This window comes from Labedaea rhizosphaerae (genome assembly GCF_004362825.1).
Classification (GTDB): domain Bacteria; phylum Actinomycetota; class Actinomycetes; order Mycobacteriales; family Pseudonocardiaceae; genus Labedaea; species Labedaea rhizosphaerae.
Genome location: NZ_SNXZ01000002.1, coordinates 952796 through 973393, shown reverse-complemented (window position 1 = coordinate 973393; position 20598 = coordinate 952796). Strand labels below are relative to the sequence as shown.

The window sequence follows — 20598 nt, the reverse complement described above, 5'->3', positions numbered from 1 at the left end:
GGTTCTCCTCTCGGCCGGTCATCAGGACGGCGGGGTCACACCGTAGAAGATGTGGTGCTTGCCGCCCATCTGCCCGTACCGCTCGACGTCCCGGTTGTGCGCGTCGCTCCAGCCGAAGTCCACGAAGTTGCGCGACGGGTCGCCCTTCGGCTCACCGGCGTGGAAGTGCGGTCCGGGCGCGTTCGGGTCGTTGGTGTGCTCGGCGATGACCCGCGAACCGTTGTCGGTCTCGAACTGGCGGTACACGCCGTGCGAGCCGCGGTCCTCGGAGTAGCGGTAGTTCGGGTCGCCGTGGCGGTTGTGGTCGTCGCCGACCTCCCACACCTGGTCGGGTTCGGTGCCGCGCGGGATGCCCGCCCGGTCGTACGCCGCGTTCAGCGCGTCATCACGCGTGGCGTGGTAGGTGTTGCACGGCGCCAGGCCCAACGGGTCCAGCCACTCGAACGGGTTGTTCACGTACGCGTTCGGGTTGGCCGACGGCGTGAGCCCCAACGGGTCGGTGCTGACGTAGCGGGCCGACTCGGGGTCGTAGTAGCGGTGGAAGTTGTAGTGCCAGCCGGTTTCCGGGTCGTGGTACTGGCCGGGGAACCGCAACGGCATCTCGACGCCGTCGGCACCCGACGTGCCGACCACGTGCCCCCACACCGAACGGCGCTGGTGCCACGCGACGTTGCCGTCGGTGTCGAGCAACTCGGTCGGCGTGCCGACCAGGTCGGTGACGATCGCGAAGAACTGCTCGTCCACCTGGTCCTGCCGGCGCACCACCTGGGTGAGCGGCTTGTAGCTGCCACGGTGGTAGGTCCAGCAGGTGGTCGTCCCGCCCGACTCGGTCTGTTCGGCGAGCACGTCGCCGTCCCAGCAGAACGTGGTCTCCGCGGCCACCTCGCCGTGCTCGGTGAGGCGCTGCTTGGCGATGCGGCGGCCCAGCGCGTCGTAGCGGTAACGCCACCGGGTGCCGTCGGGTGTCACGACCCCGGTCAGCCGGTCTTCGGCGTTCCACGTGTAGCGCCACGTCGCGGGCTTGTGCGACAGGCGCTTGGCCTGGCGCAGCACGACCCGGCCGTTGCGGTCGTGCTGGAAGCGGGTCGATCCCGCACGCACGAGCCGGTTGTCGACGTACTCGCGGTCGCCCGCCGTGTCGTCGCCGCCCGGCCAGGACGCCTCGGCCAGGTTGCCGGTGGCGTCGTAGCGATAGCGCTCCTGCCAGCTCGGCCCGTCGACCGCGGTCACGCGGCCCTGATCGTCCAGGGTCAGGGTGCGGTCGCCGTCGAGCTGGTCCTCGATGGCGGTCAGCTGGCTGTTGAACCGGTAGCGGAAGCGGCGCTGGCGCACCGTCCCCGCCGCCGAGGTGATCGTCTGACCGGTGAGCCCGAACGTCGGGTCCCACGACTGGTCGAAGGTGACGGCGTCGACCTGGCGGCGCACCTCGTGCCCCGAGCCGTCGTAGGCGAAGGTCATGGTGCGCCCGGCGGTGCTCATCGCCACCGGACGGCGGTTGGCGTCGTACTGCCAGGTCGTCTCGCTGCCGCTGGGCAGGCGCCGCAGCACCCGGTTGCCCGCCGGGTCGTAGCCGTACGTGCTGACCCGCCCGTTGACCGCCTCGGCCACGACCCGGCCGAGCGGGTCGCGGGTCATGGTCACCTCGGCGTCGGCGTTGACCGCGCGCACGAGCCGGCCCATGGCGTCGAACTCGAACTCCGACACCAGGTCGCCGCTCTGCTTGCGGGTCACCTTGCCCATCGCGTCGCGGGCGTACTCCCAGCGCTCGCCCGCGCCGTTGACCCGGGCGACCAGCTGACCGGCCGCGTCGTACTCGTAGGAGACCGGCCGGCCCGCGAAGTCCGTCTCGCGCACCAGACGATCCGCGGCGTCGTACTCGTAGACCCAGCTCTGGCCCGCGCCGTTGGTCACGCGCGTCAGGTTGAGGTTGGTGTCGTAGCTGAACGCCAGCGTCGACCCGTCGGGCAGGGTCTGCAGCCGTGGCAGGTCGAAGTGCGTGGTGATCGTCCGGCTGACCGCGCCGCTCGCGTCCTGGAACTCCAGCTGGGCGCCTTCGCCGTCGAAGCGCCACTGCTCGGTGCCGCCGTTGGGGGCGGTCCGCGCGATCATCCGGCCTTCGATGCTCCACTGGTAGCGCGTGCGCCCGCCCAGGGGATCGATGGTCTCGGCGATCCGGCCGAACGGGTCGCGCACGTGGCGCAGCTGCGCGCCCAGCGGGTCGGTGATCTCCACCGGCAGGCCGGCCGCGTCGGTGCGCACGGTGCGCACCGCGCCCGCCTCGTTGACCGCGCGCACGAGGTGCCCGGCCTTGGTGTACTCGTAGCGGCGCACGAAACCGGCAGGATCGGTGCGGGCCACCAGGTTCCCGCACTCGTCGTACTCCTGGCGCCACGTGCTGCCGTCGGCGTCGACCACGGTCGTCGGCTGGCCGAACGCGTTGTACTGGGCCCTGGACTCCGTGCCGTCCGGGCGCACGACCCGGACCAGGCGGCCATCGGCGTCGAAGTCGCGGCGGGTGGTGCGGCCCAACGGATCCGTGCGGCTGACGAGCTGGTTGTGCTCGTCCCAGACGGAAGTGGTGGTGTTGCCCAGCGGGTCGGTCACCGCCACGACGTTGTGCCGTTCGTCCATCAGGTAGATGGTCGTGTTGCCCAGCGCGTTGGTGAACCGCGTCGTGCGCCGCACCGGGTCGTGCACGAAGGTGCCGTTGAGGAAGCCGTCGGAGCCCTCGTTGGCGATGCAGCGACCGTTCTGGTCGTAGAGGTAGCGGTACCAGCGGCCGTTGCGGTCGGTCCACTGGGTGATGCGGCCGTCGCTGTCGTAGGTGAACACCAGCGGGCGGTCGGAGGAGTTGGTGACGGTGGCGAGGTTGCCTGCGTCGTCGTGCCCGAACTTGACGAGCGTGACGTCGCGGCCCGCCGGGTTGTTCAGCCGCAGCTCGGTCACCCGGCCCGCGTCGCTGAGGACGTCCACGCGGTAGCCGCCGGAGTGGCGCACCGCGGTGACCACGTCGCCCGGCGCGCGGTCGAAGTCGATCCGGTTGCCGTTGCGGTCGACGACCGCGGTGAGCGGCCGGTCGATCGTGGGCCGCTCGGGGAAGTGCAGGGTCCGGCCGGTCTCGTGCTGGGTGAGCTCGTAGCCGGTCGCGGACCTGGTCAGCGGCCAGCGCGGGCCGGCCTGGGGCAGGACCGTCTCGCCGACGCCCTGCGTCGGGTAGACCAGCAGCATGCCGTCCTCGGCGACGAACACAGCGCCTTCGCGGTCGACCTCGAGGCGCTGGTCGAGCGTGCTGGCCCAGCTGCGGCCGAACGAGCGGCCCGCGCGGTAGCTCGACACGTGCGTGCGCCGCAGCACGAGGGGGAGCACGCCGAGCAGTTCGGCGTCCAGCTGGGTGAGCACGACGTCGCCGGTGGCCACGTCCACCGGGTCGTTCTCGCAGGGCCGCCAGTCGTCCGGCGTCCGGGTCGCGTTCGGATCGGCCGGGCGGTTCGGGGAGGCGTTCGGGTCGTTCTTGGGCGTCGAGTTCGGGTCGCCCGGCTTGGTCGTGGTGCTCGCCGGCACCGTGCCGTCGCCGTTGTTGTTGCTGCCCTTGTCGGTGTTGCCGTGCGGGTTCGTGGGCTCGTGCGCGTGGGTGTGGGCGTTGCTCGCCGCCGACGCGGCCGAGGTGGCGCCGTCCTTGACGTCGCCGAAGCCGTCCTTGATGTTGTCCACGCCGCCCTTGGCCGTGGCGACGCCCTCGCCGGTCTCGTTGGCCACGTTGACCAGGTCGTTGAGGTTGCGGACGTCCTTGAGCTTGGACAGCGCGGAGCCGACCTGCTTGATGCCCTGGATGACCTGCTGCGCGCCCTCGATGATCGACTTGATGCCGTTGATCAACGACATGATGGCGTTGTAGAGCTCGATGCCGTCGTAGACGAGCTTGACCGCGCGGGCCCAGCCCACCACCGGGATCGGCAGCATGGCCGCGGCTTCGATGAGCTTGTCGACCAGCTTCTTGATCAGGTCGAGGATCTTGCCGCAGGCCTTGTTCGAGCCGTCGGCGACCTTGTTGAGCGCGATCCCGATCAGCTTCGCGGCCTGCGCGTCGGCCTCGATCGCGAGCGTCCACTGGTTGCCGATCAGGCCCTTGAACGCCTGCGCGGCGTCGCCGGTCCACGCCTGGTCGAGCTCCTGCAGACCGGAGTTGAGGTTGTTGCGCACGGCCTGCAGGGCGTCGCAGACGTTCTCCCACTCGCCGGCCTGCTTGGCGATCTTCTCGAAGTCACCGGTGATCGGCTCGACGATCGTCTTGACGAGGCTCTCGCCGACGACCTTGCGCCACACCCAGTCGACGGCCTGGACCTCGATGCCCGCGTCCTGCACGGCCTGCTCGACGGTCGGGCCGCCGGAGGTGTCGGGCTCGCGGTTGAGCAGCGCGACGGGGTCTTGGGTGTCCTGATATCCGGTCACGACCCCGCCTTGATGTTGTCCATGGTCTTCTTGGCGTTGGTGTCGTGCTTCTCGTACTCGGTGACCGCGGCGTCAAGGTTGGTCTTGACCTTGGCGAGCTTGTCGTGACCGGACTGCAGGGCGTCGGTGTAGAGGCCGACCACACCGTCGACGATCGGCACGAGAAGGGCCAGCAGGCCGGTGAACCCGCTCGTGTCCGCGCCCTTGGTCGACGCGTGTTGCTTGATCGCCGAGAAGTGGTTGACCGCACGGTCGAGCTGACCGCTGTAGCCCTTCAACTCCTCGGGTTCGACGTGGAAGCCTGACACCCCTGCACCTCGTGTTCGCCCAGCGCTTGTCCCCCGGCGCGGGCAACGCTAGCCGAACGTCATCCGGTCCGTCCCCGGAATGGGCTAATCGGACAACAGCCGGTCAAAGGGTGTCGGCTCCTCGAAGTCGTCGGCCGGGGGCTTGCGCGGGCCGAGGCCGGTGACCAGCGCGGCGAACTCGCCCGCGGCGCGGTTGATCCGCTCGGCGAGGGCGCCCGCGTGCTCTCCGAAGTCCGACGTGGCCGCGTAGACGGCGGTCGGCACGACGTGGGCGCGCAGGTAGCCGAACAGCGGGCGCAGCGCGTGTTCGAGCGCGAGCGAGTGCCGTTCGGTGCCGCCGGTCGCGGCGATCAGCACGGGCATGCCCGCGAGCGCTTCGTGGTCCAGGACGTCGAAGAACGCCTTGAACAGCGCGCTGTACGAGGCGGTGAAGACGGGCGTGACGGCGATCAGGCCGTCCGCCGCGGTCACCGCCTCGATGGCGTGGCGCAGCGGCTCGGACGGGAAGCCGGTGAGCAGGTGGTCCACCAGCGCGTGGGCCAGTGGGCGCAGCTCGATCACCTCGACCTCGGTGCCCGGCAGGGCGAGCCGGGTCGCCTCGGCGAGCTGGTCGGCCAGCACGCGGGTGGCCGACGGGCTGGACAGGCCCGCCGACACCACAGCGATCTTGTTCATGAGGCCACCATTTCCTTTGCTGTCACCAGGCTGGCGTGCGTCGGGGCGTCCGGGACGCCCGGGGCACGCAGGGACGCGAACTCCTTGCGCAGCACCGGAACCACTTCCTCACCGAGCAGGTCCAACTGCTCCAGCACGGTCTTGAGCGGCAGGCCCGCGTGGTCGACCAGGAACAGCTGGCGCTGGTAGTCGCCGACGTACTCCCGGAAGGAGAGCGTGCGGTCGATCACCTGTTGCGGGCTGCCCACCGTCAACGGCGTCTGCTCGGTGAAGTCCTCAAGGGACGGTCCGTGGCCGTACACCGGCGCGTTGTCGAAGTACGGGCGGAACTCACGAACCGCGTCCTGGGAGTTCTTGCGCATGAAGACCTGACCGCCCAGGCCGACGATCGCCTGCTCCGCGGTGCCGTGGCCGTAGTTCTCGTAGCGCCTGCGGTAGAGCGCCACCATCCGCTTCGTGTGCGAGGCGGGCCAGAAGATGTGGTTGGCGAAGAAGCCGTCACCGTAGTACGCGGCCTGTTCGGCGATCTCCGGGCTGCGGATCGAGCCGTGCCACACGAAGGGGGCCACGCCGTCGAGCGGGCGCGGGGTCGAGGTGAAGCCCTCCAGCGGCGTGCGGAACTTGCCCGCCCAGTTCACCACGTCCTCGTCCCACAGCTTGCGCAGCAACGCGTAGTTCTCCACGGCCAGCGGGATGCCCTCGCGGATGTCCTTGCCGAACCACGGGTAGACCGGGCCGGTGTTGCCGCGCCCGAGCATCACGTCGACGCGGCCGTCGGCCAGGTGCTGCAGCATCGCGAAGTCCTCGGCGATCTTCACCGGGTCGTTCGTGGTGATCAGCGTTGTCGACGTCGACAGCTGCAGGGTCGAGGTCTGCGCGGCGATGTAGCCGAGCAGGGTGGTGGGCGAGGACGGCACGAACGGCGGGTTGTGGTGCTCGCCGGTGGCGAACACGTCGAGCCCGACCTCTTCGGCCTTGCGCGCGATCGCGACCATGCTCTTGATCCGCTCGAACTCGCTCACCGTGGTGCCCGTGGTGGGGTCCTCGGTGAGGTCGCCGACGGTGAAGATGCCGAACTGCATTTCCGCTCCTTCGGTAGTTCAAATCTGAACCACACGCCCGTCAACGGCGTCGCTGCCGATGTTATTCCCGTAGGCTGAATCTGTACGAGAGGAGCGCGATGGCCGAGCTGTCCAGGGCCGAGCAGACCGCGTGGCGCGCCTACATCGACTCGAGCCTGCGCCTGGAGACCCGGCTCGACGAGGACCTGCGTGCCACCTGCGGGCTCAGCCTGATCGACTACCACGTGCTGGTGCTGCTCTCCGAGGCGCCGCAGCGCCGCCTGCGCATGCGTGAGCTCGCCGACCGTCTCGTGTTCTCCCGCAGCCGGGTCACCTACCAGGTCGACTCGATGAGCAAGCGCGGCCTGGTCGTGCGCGAGCCCGCCCCCGACGACGCGCGTGGTTCCCGCGCGGTGCTGACCGCGACCGGGCTGGAGGCGTTGCTGGGGGCCGCGCCCAAGCACGCGGCGGTGGTGCGGGCGCTGTTCGTCGACCTGCTCGACGACCGCGACCTCGCCGACGTGACCAGGATTTTCGGCAAGCTGCGCGACCACCTGGCATGACCGGTCGCGTCGCTGGGTAAACGGTCGGCATGGGCATCGCCGAGCGAGTGAAGAAGGCCGCGCACCAGGTCCAGCAGGCGTATGCGGGCAGCGAGGAGCGGCCGCTGGGCGGCTACCTCGCGGTGATGGGCGCCTACGGCGGCGTCGCGACCGGGCTGGTCGCGCTCGGCAAGGCGACCGGGGCGCGGCTGCCGGACCGCTGGACCGTCGGCGACGCGGCGATGCTGGGCGTGGCGACGTTCAAGGCGAGCCGGCTGCTGACCAAGGATGCGGTGACCAGCCCGCTGCGCGCGCCCTTCACCAAGTTCGAGGGTCCCGCCGGGGATGGCGAGGTCAACGAGTCGGTGCGGGGCACCGGCGTGCAACACGCGGTGGGAGAGCTGCTGGTCTGCCCGTTCTGCACGAACGTGTGGGTGGGTGGCGCGCTCGGCGCGGGCATGGTCTTCGTGCCACGGCTGACCCGGCTGGCCACCCTCGTGCTCACCGCGTTCGCCGCCGCCGACGCGCTGCACCTGGCCTACGACAAGGCAAAGCAGAGCGTCGAGGGCTAGCCGGGCAGCGGGGGAGCGTCCTTGTCGAGCAGGTCCTCGAGCAGGTCGCCGTGCTCGTCGACGCGGTCGAGCACGTCCTCGGCGGTGAAGGTCAGGTCCTCGACCGCTTCGGCCTCCTCGACCTCCTCCCACGTCACGGGCGTGGACACGGTCGGGTAGGTGCGCCCACGCAGTGAATAGGCCGCGATCGTCGTCTTGTGCGGGTTGTTCTGACTCCAGTCGATGAACACCCGGTCCTTGCGCTGGACCTTCGCCATCACCGCGGTCACCTGGTCGGGCGTCTCCTTGGCCAGCCGCTCGGCCAGCGCCTTGGCGTAGCCCGACGGCGCGCCGGGATCGTCGGTGGCGATCCGGCAGTAGAGCTGCATGCCCTTGGAACCCGACGTCTTGGCGTACGCGGTCAGGCCGTCCTCGGCCAGCGCGTCGCGCAACCGTGACGCGACCCGGGCGCAGTCGACCACGGTGGTGCCCGGACCCGGATCGAGGTCGAACACCAAGCGGTCCGGTGGATTGCGCTCCGGCTCCGCCGTCACCGTCCACTGTGGAACGTGCAGTTCCAGTGCGGCCAGGTTCGCCGACCAGACCAGCCCGGGCAGGTCGTCGAGCAACGGGTACGTCACCGAGCCGGGGCCGCGGCCGGAGCGGGCGCCGCTGCTGGGCAGCCGGACCGTGCGCAACCAGTCGGGCGCGTGCGACGGCGCGTTCTTCTCGAAGAACGGCTCCGCGTCCACGCCGTCGGGGTAGCGGATGAACGTCACCGGGCGGTCGGCGATGTGGGGGAGCAGGATCGGCGCGATCCGGCTGTAGTAGTTGATCACCTCGCCCTTGGTGAACCCGTCGGCCGGGTAGAGCACCTTCTCCAAATTGGACAGACGAAGGCGGCGGTCGCCGACCTGGACGGTGACCTTGCTCTGCGGCGGTTCCGGCGCGGGCGGCGGGGGTGCGTCGTCCAGACGGGGCACCGTGATCTCCTCGGGGTCGCGGTCCGGTCGCAGGCCGCGCCAGCTGGTGTGGCGCAGCCGTCGTTCGGTGCGGGTGTACTGGCGGTACACCACCTCACCGACCAGCTCAGGCTGCACCCAGTGGGCGTTGCGCAGGTCGTCGGCGTCGAGCTTCGCGGGGAACGGGGGCTTCTTGCGGGCGAGCGGCTTGAGCTTGGCGAAGATGTCGCGGCGGACCCGTTCGGTGAACCCGGTGCCGACGTCGCCGAGGTAGGTCAGCTCACCGGTGTCCGGGTCGTGCGCGCCGAGCAGCAGCCCGCCGAAGCGCACCGAGCTGTCGCTCTGGCCGGGGCGCCAGCCGCAGATGATCACCTCCTGCGTGCTGATCAGGGGGTGCTTGAGCCACGCCTTCGTGCGCGTGCCGGGGCGGTAGGTGCTGTCGCGTTGCTTGGCGACCAGGCCTTCGTAGCCCAGCTCGGCCACTTCGGCGAGCAGGTCGTGCGGCGTGCGTCCGGCGGCGACCAGGTCGTCGTGGGTGAACGCGGGGACCAGGGACACCGGCGCGGCGACGTCGAACCGCTCCAGCAGGTCGCGGCGGGTCGTGTACGGCTCGTCCAGCAGGCTCCGGTCGCCGAGGCGCAGCAGGTCGAACAGGAGGAACTCGAGGGTGCCGGCGACCGCGTCCGGGTGCGCCTTGAGCTTGCGGCCGGGGTAGCCGCCCCGGCGGTGCTGCAGCAGCGAGAAGCTCGGGCGGCCACGTTCGTCACGCACCACGATCTCGCCGTCGAACACCGCGGGCGTGCCGTCCAGCAGCGGGGCGAGCACCTTCCCGGCGCCCTTGGCCAGGACGTTGAACTCGGGGGTCAGGTCGTTGCCGTTGCGGCTGATCAACTGGGCCACGCCGGTGGCGGAGATGCCGAGGTGGGCGCGGTACCCGTCGTACTTGTACTCGTAGACGTAGCGGGGCCCGACCGGCAGCGTGCCGCCGTCCGGGGACGCGAGCATGGGCTTGATCCACGCCGGCATGCCGCCGTTGTCCGCCATCCTCGCCTCCCCGGTTCGTCGGTGGGGACGCTACCCGGCGCGCAGCACGACGCGACCCGAATTGGCGCGCGTCGCGATCAGGTCGATCGCCGATCGCACCTGGTCAAGGGGGTACACCACGTGTCGCGGGCGCAGCCGGCCCGCCGCGAGCAGCTCCCAGAGCTGGGCCCGGCGCCGGTCGAGCAGCTCCGGCTGGGTCCGGGCCAGCAGGCCCACCGAGAACCCGGTCACGGTCTTGAGCTCGCCCAGCAGGCTGCCCGCGTCGACGCTGCCGCCGCCCGCGCTGAACGCCACGAGCCGGCCGTGCGGCGCCAGCGCGGCGACCCCGCGTTGCACCTGGTCACCGCCGACGCCGTCGAGCACCACGTCGACCGGTTCGGTCAAGGCTTGGTCGTAGGTCACCACGTCGTCGGCGCCGCACTCGCGGACGAACGCCGCCTTGTCCGCCGACCCGACCGCGCCGACCACCCGGCCCGCGCCCAGCGTCGACGCCAGCTGCACCGCGAGGTGTCCGACTCCGCTGGCCGCCGCGTTGACTAGCACCGACTCGCCCGCCTCGAACCGCCCGGCGCGCAGCGCGCTCAACGCCACGAGCCCGCCCCGCACCAGCGCGAGCGCGTCGGCGGCGTCGACCTCCGGCGGCACGCGGCTGACCAGACGTGGATCGGCCAGTACCAGTTCGGCGTAGGCACCGGCGAACACCACGCCACCCACCCGGTCGCCGACGGCGTAGGCGCTCGCCTCGTCGCCGACGTCGACCACCGTGCCGACCACCTCGGCGCCGGGGGAGACCGGCTCGTCGGCATTGGCCAGCATCCGGACCAGGCCGATGCCCGCGCCGACGACTTCGGTGCGGACCAGCAGCTGGCCGGGCCCGGGTCGCGGGTCAGGCGCCTGCGCCACCGTCGGCGGACCGCCCACCGGGAACTGGATCGACCGCATCGTGCTCCTTGATCTCTTCTGGAGCCGCCAGTGTGCCCGGGAGGCCGCGCAGGATCAGCGGCGTGGTGAGCAGCACCACGCCCGCCGCCGCGACGGCGAAGCCGGGGCTGGTGAACCCGGCGAGCACACCCCACAAGGCGGTGACGGTGGCGGTCGTGGCGCTGCTGGAAACGTTCCACGCGGCCAGCACGCGGGCCACGCGGTCGTCCGGCGTCTGCTGCAGGCGGTAGGTCGCGTAGACCGGGTTGAACACGCCGATGGTCGTCACGAGTCCGGTTTGGACGATCAAGACGAGCGCCAGCCCGCCCATCCCCGGCCCGAGGAAGGCGAGGCCGATGGGCCAGCACGCCCGCAGCGCACCGAAAACCCGCAAGACCTGCCGCTCGCCGATCCTGGCCGTGAGCCGTCGCGAGAGGCGGGCGCCGACCAAGCCGCCGGCGCACGGCGGGCCGAACGCGATGGCGTACTGCAAGGGCGAGAACCCGAGTTCGCCGAGCATACGCGTGGCCATCAGCGGGGCGGTCGCCATGAGCAACGCGTTGACCACGAGGGTGTTGGTGAACAGCAGGCGCAGCCCCTTGTGGTCGAGGATGTACCGCCAGCCCTCGAGCAGGTCGCCCGCGCGCAGCTTCTTCGTCGGTCGCGTTGGCCGCGTGGGTTCGAAGGGGCCGATGGCCCGGATGGCGAGCGCGGAGAGCAGGTAGCTGACCGCGTTGGCCGCGGCCGTGGTCACCGGGCCGAGGAGGCCGATCGCCGCGCCACCCAGCGGCGGGCCGAGCGCGGCCGATGTCCACATCGTCGACTCGATCCGCCCGTTGGCCACCAGCAGGTTCGGCCCCGGCGCCAGCGACTTCAGGCACGCGCCCGCCGCGGCCCGGAACGCGTTGTCCGCCACCGCGACCACGACCGTCACCACGAGCAACTGCCCGAACGTGAGCAACCCGAACGCGAACGCGGCGGGCACGCTCAGCACGGCGAGGAACCGGACCACGTCCGCGGCGATCATCACCGGGCGCTTGCGCCGGAACTCCATCCACGGCCCGAGCGGCACCGCGAGCACGGCACCCGCGGCCAGCCCGACCGAGGCGAGCGCCGACACCGCGGCCGGAGCCGCGTGCAGCACCAGGATCGCGATGAGCGGGAAGGCGTCGAACGCCAGGTACGTGCCCACCGTGCTGACCGCGTACGAAGTCCAGTACCAGCCGAACGGCCTGCCCAGCGATGTCGTCCCCACGGGCCGAGATCCAAGCGATCCCGGGACCGTCGGCGCAAACAACCTCGACCTGGGCGCGTCACAACCAGTGGTTGTGCCTACCATCGGCTCGCGTGGATCTGTCAGCTGTGGAGACCTTCGCCGCGGTCGTCGAGACCGGCCGTTTCGCCGATGCCGCCGCCGACCTCGGGATCACGCAACAGGCTGTGTCCAAACGGATCGCGGCCCTGGAGCGTGAACTCGGCGTGCGGCTGCTCACCCGCACCGGCCGCGGGGCCGTGCCGACCATCGACGGGCAGGCGTTCCTGCCTCACGCCCGCGAGTTGTTGCGCGTGGCCCGGCGCGCCGCCGATTCGGTGCGTCCCGGGGGGCGCCCGTTGCGGGTGGAGATCGTCGGCCGGCGCCTCGGCCCGGCGCGGCTGTTGCGGGAATTCCACCGGGCTCAGCCGGACACCGAACTGGACGTGGTCACGCTCGTCGACGGGCGCGCCGCGCTCGCCGCGCTGGCCGACGGCACCATCGACGCGGCCGTACGCGCGGTGCCCGACCTGCCGGAGGGATTGGCCGCCGAACGGGTCTACGACGAACCCATCCAGCTGCTCACCGGCCCACGCCACCCGCTCGCCGATGCCCGCACGCTCACGCCCGCGGACCTCGCGCCGTACCCGATCTGGATGCCCGGTCTCGTGGCCGGCACCGAGTGGACCGCCTACTACGACGCGTTCGCCGAGGCGTTCGGGCTCACCATCGACGTGGTCGGCCCGCACTACGGCACCGAGCCGCTGCTGGACGTCATCGCGGACTCGGCCACGCTCACCACCCTGGTCGGCGAGCACACGCAGTTGTTGTGGCCGGCCGACTACGACCTGCGCCGCATCCCGCTGCGCGCGCCGATGCCGGTGTACCCGCATTCGCTGGTCTGGCGGATCGGCAACCCGCACCCGGCGCTGGCCGCGTTGCGGGCGCATTGCCTGCGCACGAAGGCCACTTTCGACGAACCGACCTGGACTGGATCGACCTGGACACCGGTTGCCTACCCCTACCCCCAAGGGGTATAAATCGGAGCATGAAGACCGGAACGAAGCTCACGGGCTACGGCCTCGCGCTCGCTGTCGTGTTCGGCGGGGCATGGGCGATCGGGGCGGGCGTCGGTCCGCTGCAGACGGAGCCGCCGCCGATGGCGGCGATGGCCCCGGACATGCCCAGTACGGGTATGCCTGGCATGGAAGAGCACGGCGGTCACGAGGGCGGCGCGACGGACGTGTTGCCAGGCCTCGCGTCGGCGAGCAACGGCTACCGGCTGGAAACGCCGACCACGACGCTGGCCTCCGGGATGACCAAGCAGTTCACGTTCCGAATCGTCGACGACCACGGCACGGCCATCACGAAGTTCGCCCTCAAGCACGAGAAGCGGCTGCACCTGGTGCTCGTGCGCCGCGACGGCGCCGGGTTCCAGCACGTGCACCCGACGATGGCGGCCGACGGCACCTGGCGCATCCCGCTGAAGCTCACCGCACCGGGCAGCTACCGGCTCTTCACCGACTTCGTGCCCGAGGGTGGCGAGGCGACGGTGCTCGGCACGGAGCTGCAGGTGCCGGGGACGTTCCAGCCGCGACCGGACGGTCCCGAGGTGACCTCGACCACCGTGGACGGATACCGCGTCACCATCAACGGGCACCTCGAGGCGGGCAAGGAGGCCGAGCTCACGGCGACCATCACCCGAGGTGGTCACCCGGTCACCGACCTGCAGACGTATCTTGGGGCTTACGGGCACCTGGTCGTGCTGCGGGCCACCGACCTCGGCTACCTGCACGTCCACCCGCAGGAGTCCACCACCGCGGGACCGGAGGTCAAGTTCATGACCGAGGTGCCCACGCCCGGCCGGTACCGGCTCTACCTGGACTTCCAGCACCATGGCACAGTCCACACCGCACAGTTCACTGTGGACTCATCCGAGGAGGCGCACCGATGACCGCGCCCGCGCAGCAGCGGCTCGAACTGGCAATCGGCGGCATGACCTGTGCCTCGTGCGCCGCCCGCATCGAGCGCAAGCTCAACAAGGTCGAAGGCGTGTCCGCGACGGTGAACTACGCCACCGAGAAGGCGGCCGTGGTGTTCCCGCCGACCATGCCGCCCATCGACCTGGTCAAGGTCGTCGAGGCCGCCGGGTACACCGCCGAGCTGCCGCCGTCGCCCGAGGACGAGTCCGAACCGGCGCAAGCCGAGCACGACCCGGCCGCGTCGCTTCGGCAGCGGCTGGTCGTCTCCGCCGTGCTGACCGTGCCGGTGATCGCGCTCGCGATGGTCTCGCCGTTGCAGTTCACCAACTGGCAGTGGCTCTCGCTGGCCCTGGCCGCGCCGGTCGTGGTGTGGGGTGCGCTGCCCTTCCACAAGGCGGCGTTCACCAACCTGCGCCACGGCACCGCGACCATGGACACGCTGATCTCGCTCGGCGTCGCCGCCGCGTTCGGCTGGTCGCTCTACGCCTTGTTCTTCGGCACCGCGGGCACGCCGGGCATGCGCGACGGCTTCCGCCTGACCATCGAGCGGATGGCGGGGGACAGCACCCTGTACCTGGAGGTCGCCGCCGGGGTGACCACGTTCATCCTGGCCGGGCGCTACTTCGAGGCACGGGCCAAGCGCCGCGCCGGTGCCGCGCTGCGGGCCCTTCTCGACCTTGGTGCCAAGGACGTCGCCGTCCGCCGCGACGGTCGCGAGCAGCGGATCCCGGTGGCGCAACTGGTCGTGGGCGACGAGTTCGTCGTGCGCCCCGGCGAGAAGATCGCGACCGACGGCGTGGTCGTCGAGGGCAGCTCGGCGGTCGACGAGGCGATGCTGACCGGCGAGTCGGTGCCGGTCGAGGTCGGCGTCGGCGACGCGGTGGTCGGCGCGACGGTGAACGCCGGCGGCCGGCTGGTCGTGCGGGCCACCCGGATCGGCGCGGACACCCAGCTGGCGCAGATGGCGCGGCTGGTCGAAGAGGCGCAGACGGGCAAGGCGCCCGTGCAGCGCCTGGCCGATCGGATCTCCGCGGTGTTCGTGCCCATCGTGATCGCGCTTTCCGTCGGCACGTTCGCCTTCTGGATGGGCGCGGGCTCCGGCGCGACGGCCGCGTTCACGGCGGCGGTCGCCGTGCTGATCATCGCGTGCCCGTGTGCGCTGGGGTTGGCGACGCCGACCGCGTTGCTGGTCGGCAGCGGGCGTGGTGCTCAGCTCGGCGTCCTGATCAAGGGACCCGAGGTGCTGGAGTCCACCCGCCAGGTCGACACCATCGTGCTGGACAAGACCGGCACCGTCACCACCGGCAAGATGTCCCTTGTGGACACCCGGGCCGGCGTCGGTGTCGATCCGGACGAGGCACTGCGCATCGCGGGCGCCCTGGAACACGCCTCGGAGCACCCCATCGCCAAGGCCGTCAGCGCGGCGGCGGGCGAGGACCTCCCGGACGTCACCGACTTCCGCAACATCGAAGGGTTGGGCGTGCAGGGTGTCGTCGACGGCCGCACCGTCTTGGTCGGCCGGGCGAGCCTGCTGGCCGACCGGGGGATCGCGATCGACGAGGAACTCGCGCACGCCAAGGCGATCGCCGAGGACAAGGGGCACACGGCGGTGTTCGTCGCCTGGGACGGGCACGCGCGTGCGCTGCTGTCCGTGGCCGACACCGTCAAGCCCACCTCCGCCGAGGCCGTGCGCGGCCTGCGTGCGCTCGGGCTGCGGCCGGTCCTGCTCACCGGCGACAACGAAGCCGCGGCCAGGAGCGTGGCCGCCGAGGTCGGCATCGACGAGGTGATCGCCGAGGTCCTGCCCAAGGACAAGGTCGACGTCGTGGCGCGGCTGCAGGCCGAAGGCCGGGTCGTGGCGATGGTCGGCGACGGCGTCAACGACGCCGCCGCGCTGGCCAAGGCCGACCTGGGCCTGGCGATGGGCACCGGCACCGACGTGGCCATCGAGGCCAGCGACCTCACGCTGGTGCGCGGCGACCTGCGCGCGGCCGTGGACGCCATCCGCCTGTCGCGGCGCACGCTCGGCACCATCAAGGGCAACCTGTTCTGGGCATTCGCCTACAACGTCGCCGCGCTGCCGCTGGCCGCCATGGGACTGCTGAACCCGATGCTCGCCGGCGCCGCGATGGCCGTCTCGTCGGTGTTCGTGGTCAGCAACAGCCTGCGGCTGCGCCGGTTCGCCTGACCGCTGTTTGGTCGCCCCGTTCCCCGGGTATCTGAGTTCCTACACGTCGGGGAACGGGGTTTCAGGTGCGAGACGATCGACGCGTGACCAGGGCCGACAGCGCCCTGTGCGTGGTGGCCGGCACGCTGCTGCTGGTCCTGGCGGCGACCTGGGCGCAGGCGTCCACGGTGCGCGCGCCGCTGGTGGAGTCGGCCGTGGGGGTGTTCGCCGTGGCCTTGGTCATCGCGGGCCTCGCCGGGTTGATCGCGCACCGGCGGGCGGTTCGGCGCGCGGTGGTGGCGACCGCGTCCACGCGGGCTCGCCGCGGCACCCCGGTGCACCGGCCCACCGTGCACCGGCCGGCGCGGCCCACGCGTTGACGGCGCCACAGGTCGGCGAAAAGCGACACGATCGCTCAGGCGTGTTCCTCCGCTGCCGGTTTGTGTGATGCTGGAACCCGGCGTGGAAGGACGGGTAGTCATGCGCGGCATCGAGTGGCAATGAGCACCGCACCGGCGGACGACGCCGACGACGCCGACGAGTCCGGGTCCGCCGCGTTGCCGCGAGTGTTCCCCGGCGACGGCGAGATGGCTGCCCGCATGCGGGCCTTCCCGTGGGAAGAAACGGACGTCGGTGCGCCGTCCGGGTGGAGCGAAGGCCTGCGCGCCGCCGTCCAGATCGTCCTGACGTCGCGGTTCCCCATGATCGTGTGGTGGGGCGCGGACCTGCGGTTCATGTACAACGACGCCTACATCGCGTTGATGGGCAGCAAGCACCCCGGTCTGTGGAAGACCGGCCCCGAGGTCTGGGGCGAGATCTGGCACATCGTCGGGCCGATGCTCGAGTCGGTCCTCGCCACCGGCACCTCCACCTGGTCGGAGGACCTGCTGCTGCCGATGGACCGGCACGGCTACTGGGAAGAGACCTACTGGACCTACTCCTACAGCCCGCTCTACGACGACGACGGCGACGTGCGTGGCGTGTTCACCGCCGTCACCGACACCACCGAGGGGTTCATCGGGCAACGGCGCCTCGCCGTGCTGCGCGAACTGGGCGCGCAGGCGGGCAAGACGACCGACGTGACGACCGCGTGCCGGCTGGTCATGGACGTGCTCGCCCGCTCGACGCTGGACGTGCCGTTCGCCGCCCTGTACCTGCGCGACCCCGGTACCGGGCAGTTCCCGGCGGTGACCGCCACCCCGGAGGACGGGACCGACTGGTGGCAGCCGGAGCGCTGGCCCGTGGAGCAGGTCTTCGCCGAGGGCGCCCCGTTGGTGGTGCGCGACCTGGGCGAGCAGTTCGACCGGCTGCCCACCGGCGGCTGGAAGACCACCCCGACCGAGGCCGTGGTGCTGCCGTTGTTCGGTGCCACCGGTGCCGACCCGATCGGGGTGTTGGTGCTCGGGGCGAGCGCCGGGCGCAAACTCGACCGGACCTATGAGAACTTCCTGTACCTGATCGCCCGGCAGACCGCGGGACTGGTCAACGCGGCCGTCGCCTACCAGGCACAGCAGCACAAAGCCGAGGAGCTGGCCGAGCTCGACCGGGCCAAGACCGCCTTCTTCTCCAACATCAGCCACGAGTTCCGCACCCCGCTGACGTTGATGATGGGCCCCGTGCAGCACCTGCGAGACATGCTCTCCGGCAGCGACCAGCAGGTGCTCGACGAGCTGGATCTCGTGCACCGCAACGGGTTGCGGCTGGGCAAGCTGGTGAACACGCTGCTGGACTTCGCCAGCATCGAGGCCGGTCGGGTCGAGGCGCACTACGAGCCGGTCGACCTCGCGGCGGTCACCGCGGAGCTGGCCGGGCTGTTCCGGTCGGCGGTCTCCCGCGCCGGGCTGCGGTTCACCGTGGACTGCCCGCCGCTGGCCGAGCCGGTCCACGTCGACCGCGGCATGTGGGAGAAGGTCATCCTGAACCTGCTCTCCAACGCGGTGAAGTTCACCTTCGAGGGCGGGATCACGCTGCGCGTGTCCGCCCGCGGCGACCACGCCGTGGTGACGGTGTCCGACACCGGGATCGGGATCCCGGTGGCCGAGATGCCGCGGCTCTTCGAGCGGTTCCACCGCATCCCGTCCGCGCAGGGACGTTCCAACGAGGGCAGCGGGATCGGGCTCGCGCTGGTGCAGGAGCTGGTCCACCTGCACGGCGGCACGATCGACGCCGAGTCCACCGAGGGCGAGGGGACCACGTTCACCCTCACGCTGCCCTTCGGCTCGGCGCACCTGCCGCGGAACTCGGTGGCCACGGGCCACGAGGACAGCCGGACCGCCACCGACCCGGCCGATCCGTACGTGCAGGAGGCGTTGCGCTGGCTGCCCGACGACGCCGACGCGCCGCAGCCGGACGGGACGTCGGTGCAGCACGCGTTCGCCCGGGTGCTGATCGCCGACGACAACGCCGACATGCGCGACTACCTGACCCGGCTGCTGGCGCCCGGCTACGCCGTCACCGCCGTCGGCGACGGGCAGGCGTTGCTGGACCGGGCCCGCACCGACCTGCCCGACCTGGTGATCAGCGACATCATGATGCCGAAGGTGGACGGGCTCGCCGCGCTCGCGGCGCTGCGGGCATCGCCACGCACAGCCGGCATCCCGGTCGTGCTGCTCTCCGCCCGCGCCGGGCAGGAGGCCGCCGTCGCGGGCCTGCGCGCGGGCGCGGACGACTACCTGGTCAAGCCGTTCTCGTCGGTCGAGCTGCTCGCCCGCGTGCGCACGACGATCGAGCTGTCACGGCTGCGCAACCGGCAGAACGAGTGGCGCACCGCGATGGTGGACTCCTTGCAGGAGGGCTTCTTCGTCTGCCGCGGCGACGGCACCGTGATCGAGGTCAACGCCGCGTTCGACACCATCCTCGGCTTCGGCCCGGAAGGCCTGCCCTACCGGGTCCGGCACCCGTGGCTGCCCGACGCGGAGTCCGAACCGGAGGCGGAGCAGCAGGCGCGGACCGCGTTCGCGACGCTGCTGGAGGCACCGAGCGGCACGATCACGGTGCCCGTGACGCACCGGGACCGGCACCGGGTGTGGGTGCGCGTGACGTTCAGCCGCACCTTCGACCCCGACACCGGCGAGCAGCTGATCGTCGGCACCTTCCGCGACATCACCGCCGAGCACTACGCCGTGCAGCGCGAGGGCGCGTTGTCCGCGCTGGGCTGGCGGCTGGTCAGCGCGGGCAGCCTCGGTGGCGCGCTCGCCGGTGCCATGGCCGAGTTCCGCGCGCTGTGGCACGCCAAGCGGGTGCTCGCCGCCACCTACGTCACCCGTGGCGGCGCACCGACCGCCGTCTACGCGGGCGAAGGCGACAGCGAGCCGGCCGACCGCGTGTGGGCCGACGTGGCGCCGGACCTGCGCGAGGCCGCCGATCGCTTGCGGGACCGGCCGTTCCAGCTGCCGGTGTCCCTGTACAGCGAACACGGCGACCTGACCGGCATCACCATCGACCACCCGCTCGGCCGGCTGGTGCTGGTGGTCGACCTCGGCGGACGCAGGCGGTTCAGCCGGGAGGACGAGACGTTGCTGGCGTTGCTCGCCGGGCACCTCGCCCAGGGCCTGCGCCGCGCACAGGAGATCGACCAGCAACGCGAGACCGCGCTGGCGTTGCAGCACGCGATCCTCGGCCCGGCGCACCTGCCGCCGCGTTTCGCCGTGCACTACGAGCCGGCCAGCCCGCCACTGGAGATCGGCGGCGACTGGTACGACGTGGTGACGCTGACCGACGGCCGGATCGGCATCGTCGTGGGAGACTGCGTCGGGCACGGGCTCGCCGCCGCCACGGTCATGGGACAGCTGCGCAGCGCGTGCCACGCCATGCTGCTGCACACCGCCGACCCGGCCGGCACGCTGACCGCGCTGGACGGCTTCGCGCGCGACATCGAGGACGCCTGGTGCACTTCGGTGTTCTGCGCGGTGCTCGACCCCGTGGCGGCCGAACTGGTCTACAGCAACGCCGGGCACCCGCCCGGGCTCGTCGCCAAGAACGACGGCGTGATCGAGGTGCTGACCGCCGGGCACGGCGCGGTGCTGGGGGTGGTCGGCAAGAACAGCCGGAGCAACGCGCGCACCGACATCGGCGACGCCGCGGCCTTGCTGCTCTACACCGACGGGCTCGTCGAGCGCCGCGGTCGCCCCTTCGACGCCGGCGTCGACCAGGCGAGCGCCCTGCTGGCCGAACACCGGGCCCGGCCCGCGCACGAGATCGCCGACCTGATCATGACCGCCATGGCGCCGCGCGACGGGTTCACCGACGACGTCGCGATGCTCGTGGTCCGGCCGCCGACACCGCTGCGCCGCACGTTCCACGCCGCGCCCGACGAGGTCGGCGCCGCCCGCGGCGTGCTGCGGGCGTGGCTGGCCGACAACGAGGTCCCGCACCAGCAGGCCGAGGACGTGCTGCTGGCCGTGGGGGAGGCCTGCACGAACTCCGTCGAGCACGCCTACCCGCCCGACCGCCCGGACACCGCCGACTTCACCATCGAAGGCAAGATCACCGGCCGCGACCTCACCATCTCGGTGGCTGACCACGGCGCCTGGCGCAAACCCGATCCGGCCGCGGATCCGTTCCGCGGCCGGGGAATCGTCTTGATGCGTGCGGTGATGGACGAAGTGGAGCTGGGGCAGACCACCGACGGCACGACCGTGACGATGCGGGTGTTGCTGGACTACGACACCGGTTCGTAAACCCG

At 71.4% G+C, this 20598-nt stretch carries 14 protein-coding genes; 7 read left to right on the top strand and 7 right to left on the bottom strand.

Annotated features, from left to right (window positions below):
* Positions 1-21: 21 nt before the first annotated feature.
* The 4 genes from EV186_RS13700 to EV186_RS13685 all read right to left on the bottom strand — a co-directional run bounded on the left by EV186_RS13700 (position 22) and on the right by EV186_RS13685 (position 6514).
* Positions 22-4449: a DUF6531 domain-containing protein gene (locus EV186_RS13700; RefSeq protein ID WP_133849600.1), complete on the bottom strand. Its 4428-nt coding sequence runs from the start codon at positions 4447-4449 to the stop codon at positions 22-24.
* Positions 4446-4757, bottom strand: coding sequence for a type VII secretion target (locus tag EV186_RS13695; RefSeq protein ID WP_133849599.1), 312 nt, complete (start codon positions 4755-4757; stop codon positions 4446-4448). The genes EV186_RS13700 and EV186_RS13695 overlap by 4 nt, the downstream gene beginning before the upstream one ends.
* 84 nt (positions 4758-4841) lie before the next feature.
* Positions 4842-5432, bottom strand: a complete 591-nt coding sequence (locus EV186_RS13690) for an FMN reductase (RefSeq protein WP_133849598.1) — start codon at positions 5430-5432, stop codon at positions 4842-4844.
* Complete coding sequence (locus tag EV186_RS13685) at positions 5429-6514, bottom strand: LLM class flavin-dependent oxidoreductase (protein ID WP_133849597.1); 1086 nt, start codon at positions 6512-6514, stop codon at positions 5429-5431. The genes EV186_RS13690 and EV186_RS13685 overlap by 4 nt, the downstream gene beginning before the upstream one ends.
* Before the next feature lie 98 nt (positions 6515-6612).
* On the opposite strand from EV186_RS13685, the gene EV186_RS13680 reads away from it, so the two are divergent.
* Together EV186_RS13680 and EV186_RS13675 are read left to right on the top strand one after the other, a co-directional pair.
* Positions 6613-7056, top strand: coding sequence for a MarR family winged helix-turn-helix transcriptional regulator (locus EV186_RS13680; protein WP_133849596.1), 444 nt, complete (start codon positions 6613-6615; stop codon positions 7054-7056).
* Between the two features lie 29 nt (positions 7057-7085).
* Positions 7086-7607 carry a DUF1360 domain-containing protein gene (locus EV186_RS13675; RefSeq protein ID WP_133849595.1) on the top strand — a complete coding sequence of 174 codons (522 nt, stop codon included), beginning with the start codon at positions 7086-7088 and terminating at the stop codon, positions 7605-7607.
* On the opposite strand, the gene ligD is transcribed toward EV186_RS13675, so the two are convergent.
* From ligD to EV186_RS13660, 3 genes are read right to left on the bottom strand one after another with little or no spacing between them, the layout of a single operon-like run.
* Positions 7604-9592, bottom strand: a complete 1989-nt coding sequence (gene ligD, locus EV186_RS13670) for a DNA ligase D (RefSeq protein WP_133849594.1) — start codon at positions 9590-9592, stop codon at positions 7604-7606. The genes EV186_RS13675 and ligD overlap by 4 nt on opposite strands.
* Positions 9593-9622: 30 nt before the next feature.
* Positions 9623-10534 (bottom strand): quinone oxidoreductase family protein, encoded by a 912-nt coding sequence (locus tag EV186_RS13665; protein WP_133849593.1) that lies wholly within the window; start codon positions 10532-10534, stop codon positions 9623-9625.
* Positions 10479-11768, bottom strand: a complete 1290-nt coding sequence (locus EV186_RS13660) for an MFS transporter (protein ID WP_243754019.1) — start codon at positions 11766-11768, stop codon at positions 10479-10481. The genes EV186_RS13665 and EV186_RS13660 overlap by 56 nt, the downstream gene beginning before the upstream one ends.
* A 92-nt stretch (positions 11769-11860) precedes the next feature.
* Here EV186_RS13660 and EV186_RS13655 point away from each other — a divergent pair, with 92 nt between their 5' ends.
* From EV186_RS13655 to EV186_RS13635, 5 genes are all read left to right on the top strand, one after another.
* A complete protein-coding gene (locus EV186_RS13655) occupies positions 11861-12805 on the top strand; it encodes a LysR family transcriptional regulator (RefSeq protein WP_133849591.1) in 945 nt (314 codons plus the stop codon).
* 8 nt (positions 12806-12813) lie between these two features.
* Complete coding sequence (locus EV186_RS13650; RefSeq protein WP_133849590.1) at positions 12814-13719, top strand: hypothetical protein; 906 nt, start codon at positions 12814-12816, stop codon at positions 13717-13719.
* Positions 13716-15935, top strand: a complete 2220-nt coding sequence (locus EV186_RS13645; protein ID WP_133849589.1) for a heavy metal translocating P-type ATPase — start codon at positions 13716-13718, stop codon at positions 15933-15935. The genes EV186_RS13650 and EV186_RS13645 overlap by 4 nt, the downstream gene beginning before the upstream one ends.
* Before the next feature lie 83 nt (positions 15936-16018).
* Positions 16019-16294 carry a hypothetical protein gene (locus EV186_RS13640; protein WP_133849588.1) on the top strand — a complete coding sequence of 92 codons (276 nt, stop codon included), beginning with the start codon at positions 16019-16021 and terminating at the stop codon, positions 16292-16294.
* Between the two features lie 120 nt (positions 16295-16414).
* Positions 16415-20593: a SpoIIE family protein phosphatase gene (locus EV186_RS13635; protein WP_133849587.1), complete on the top strand. Its 4179-nt coding sequence runs from the start codon at positions 16415-16417 to the stop codon at positions 20591-20593.
* Positions 20594-20598: the final 5 nt, after the last annotated feature.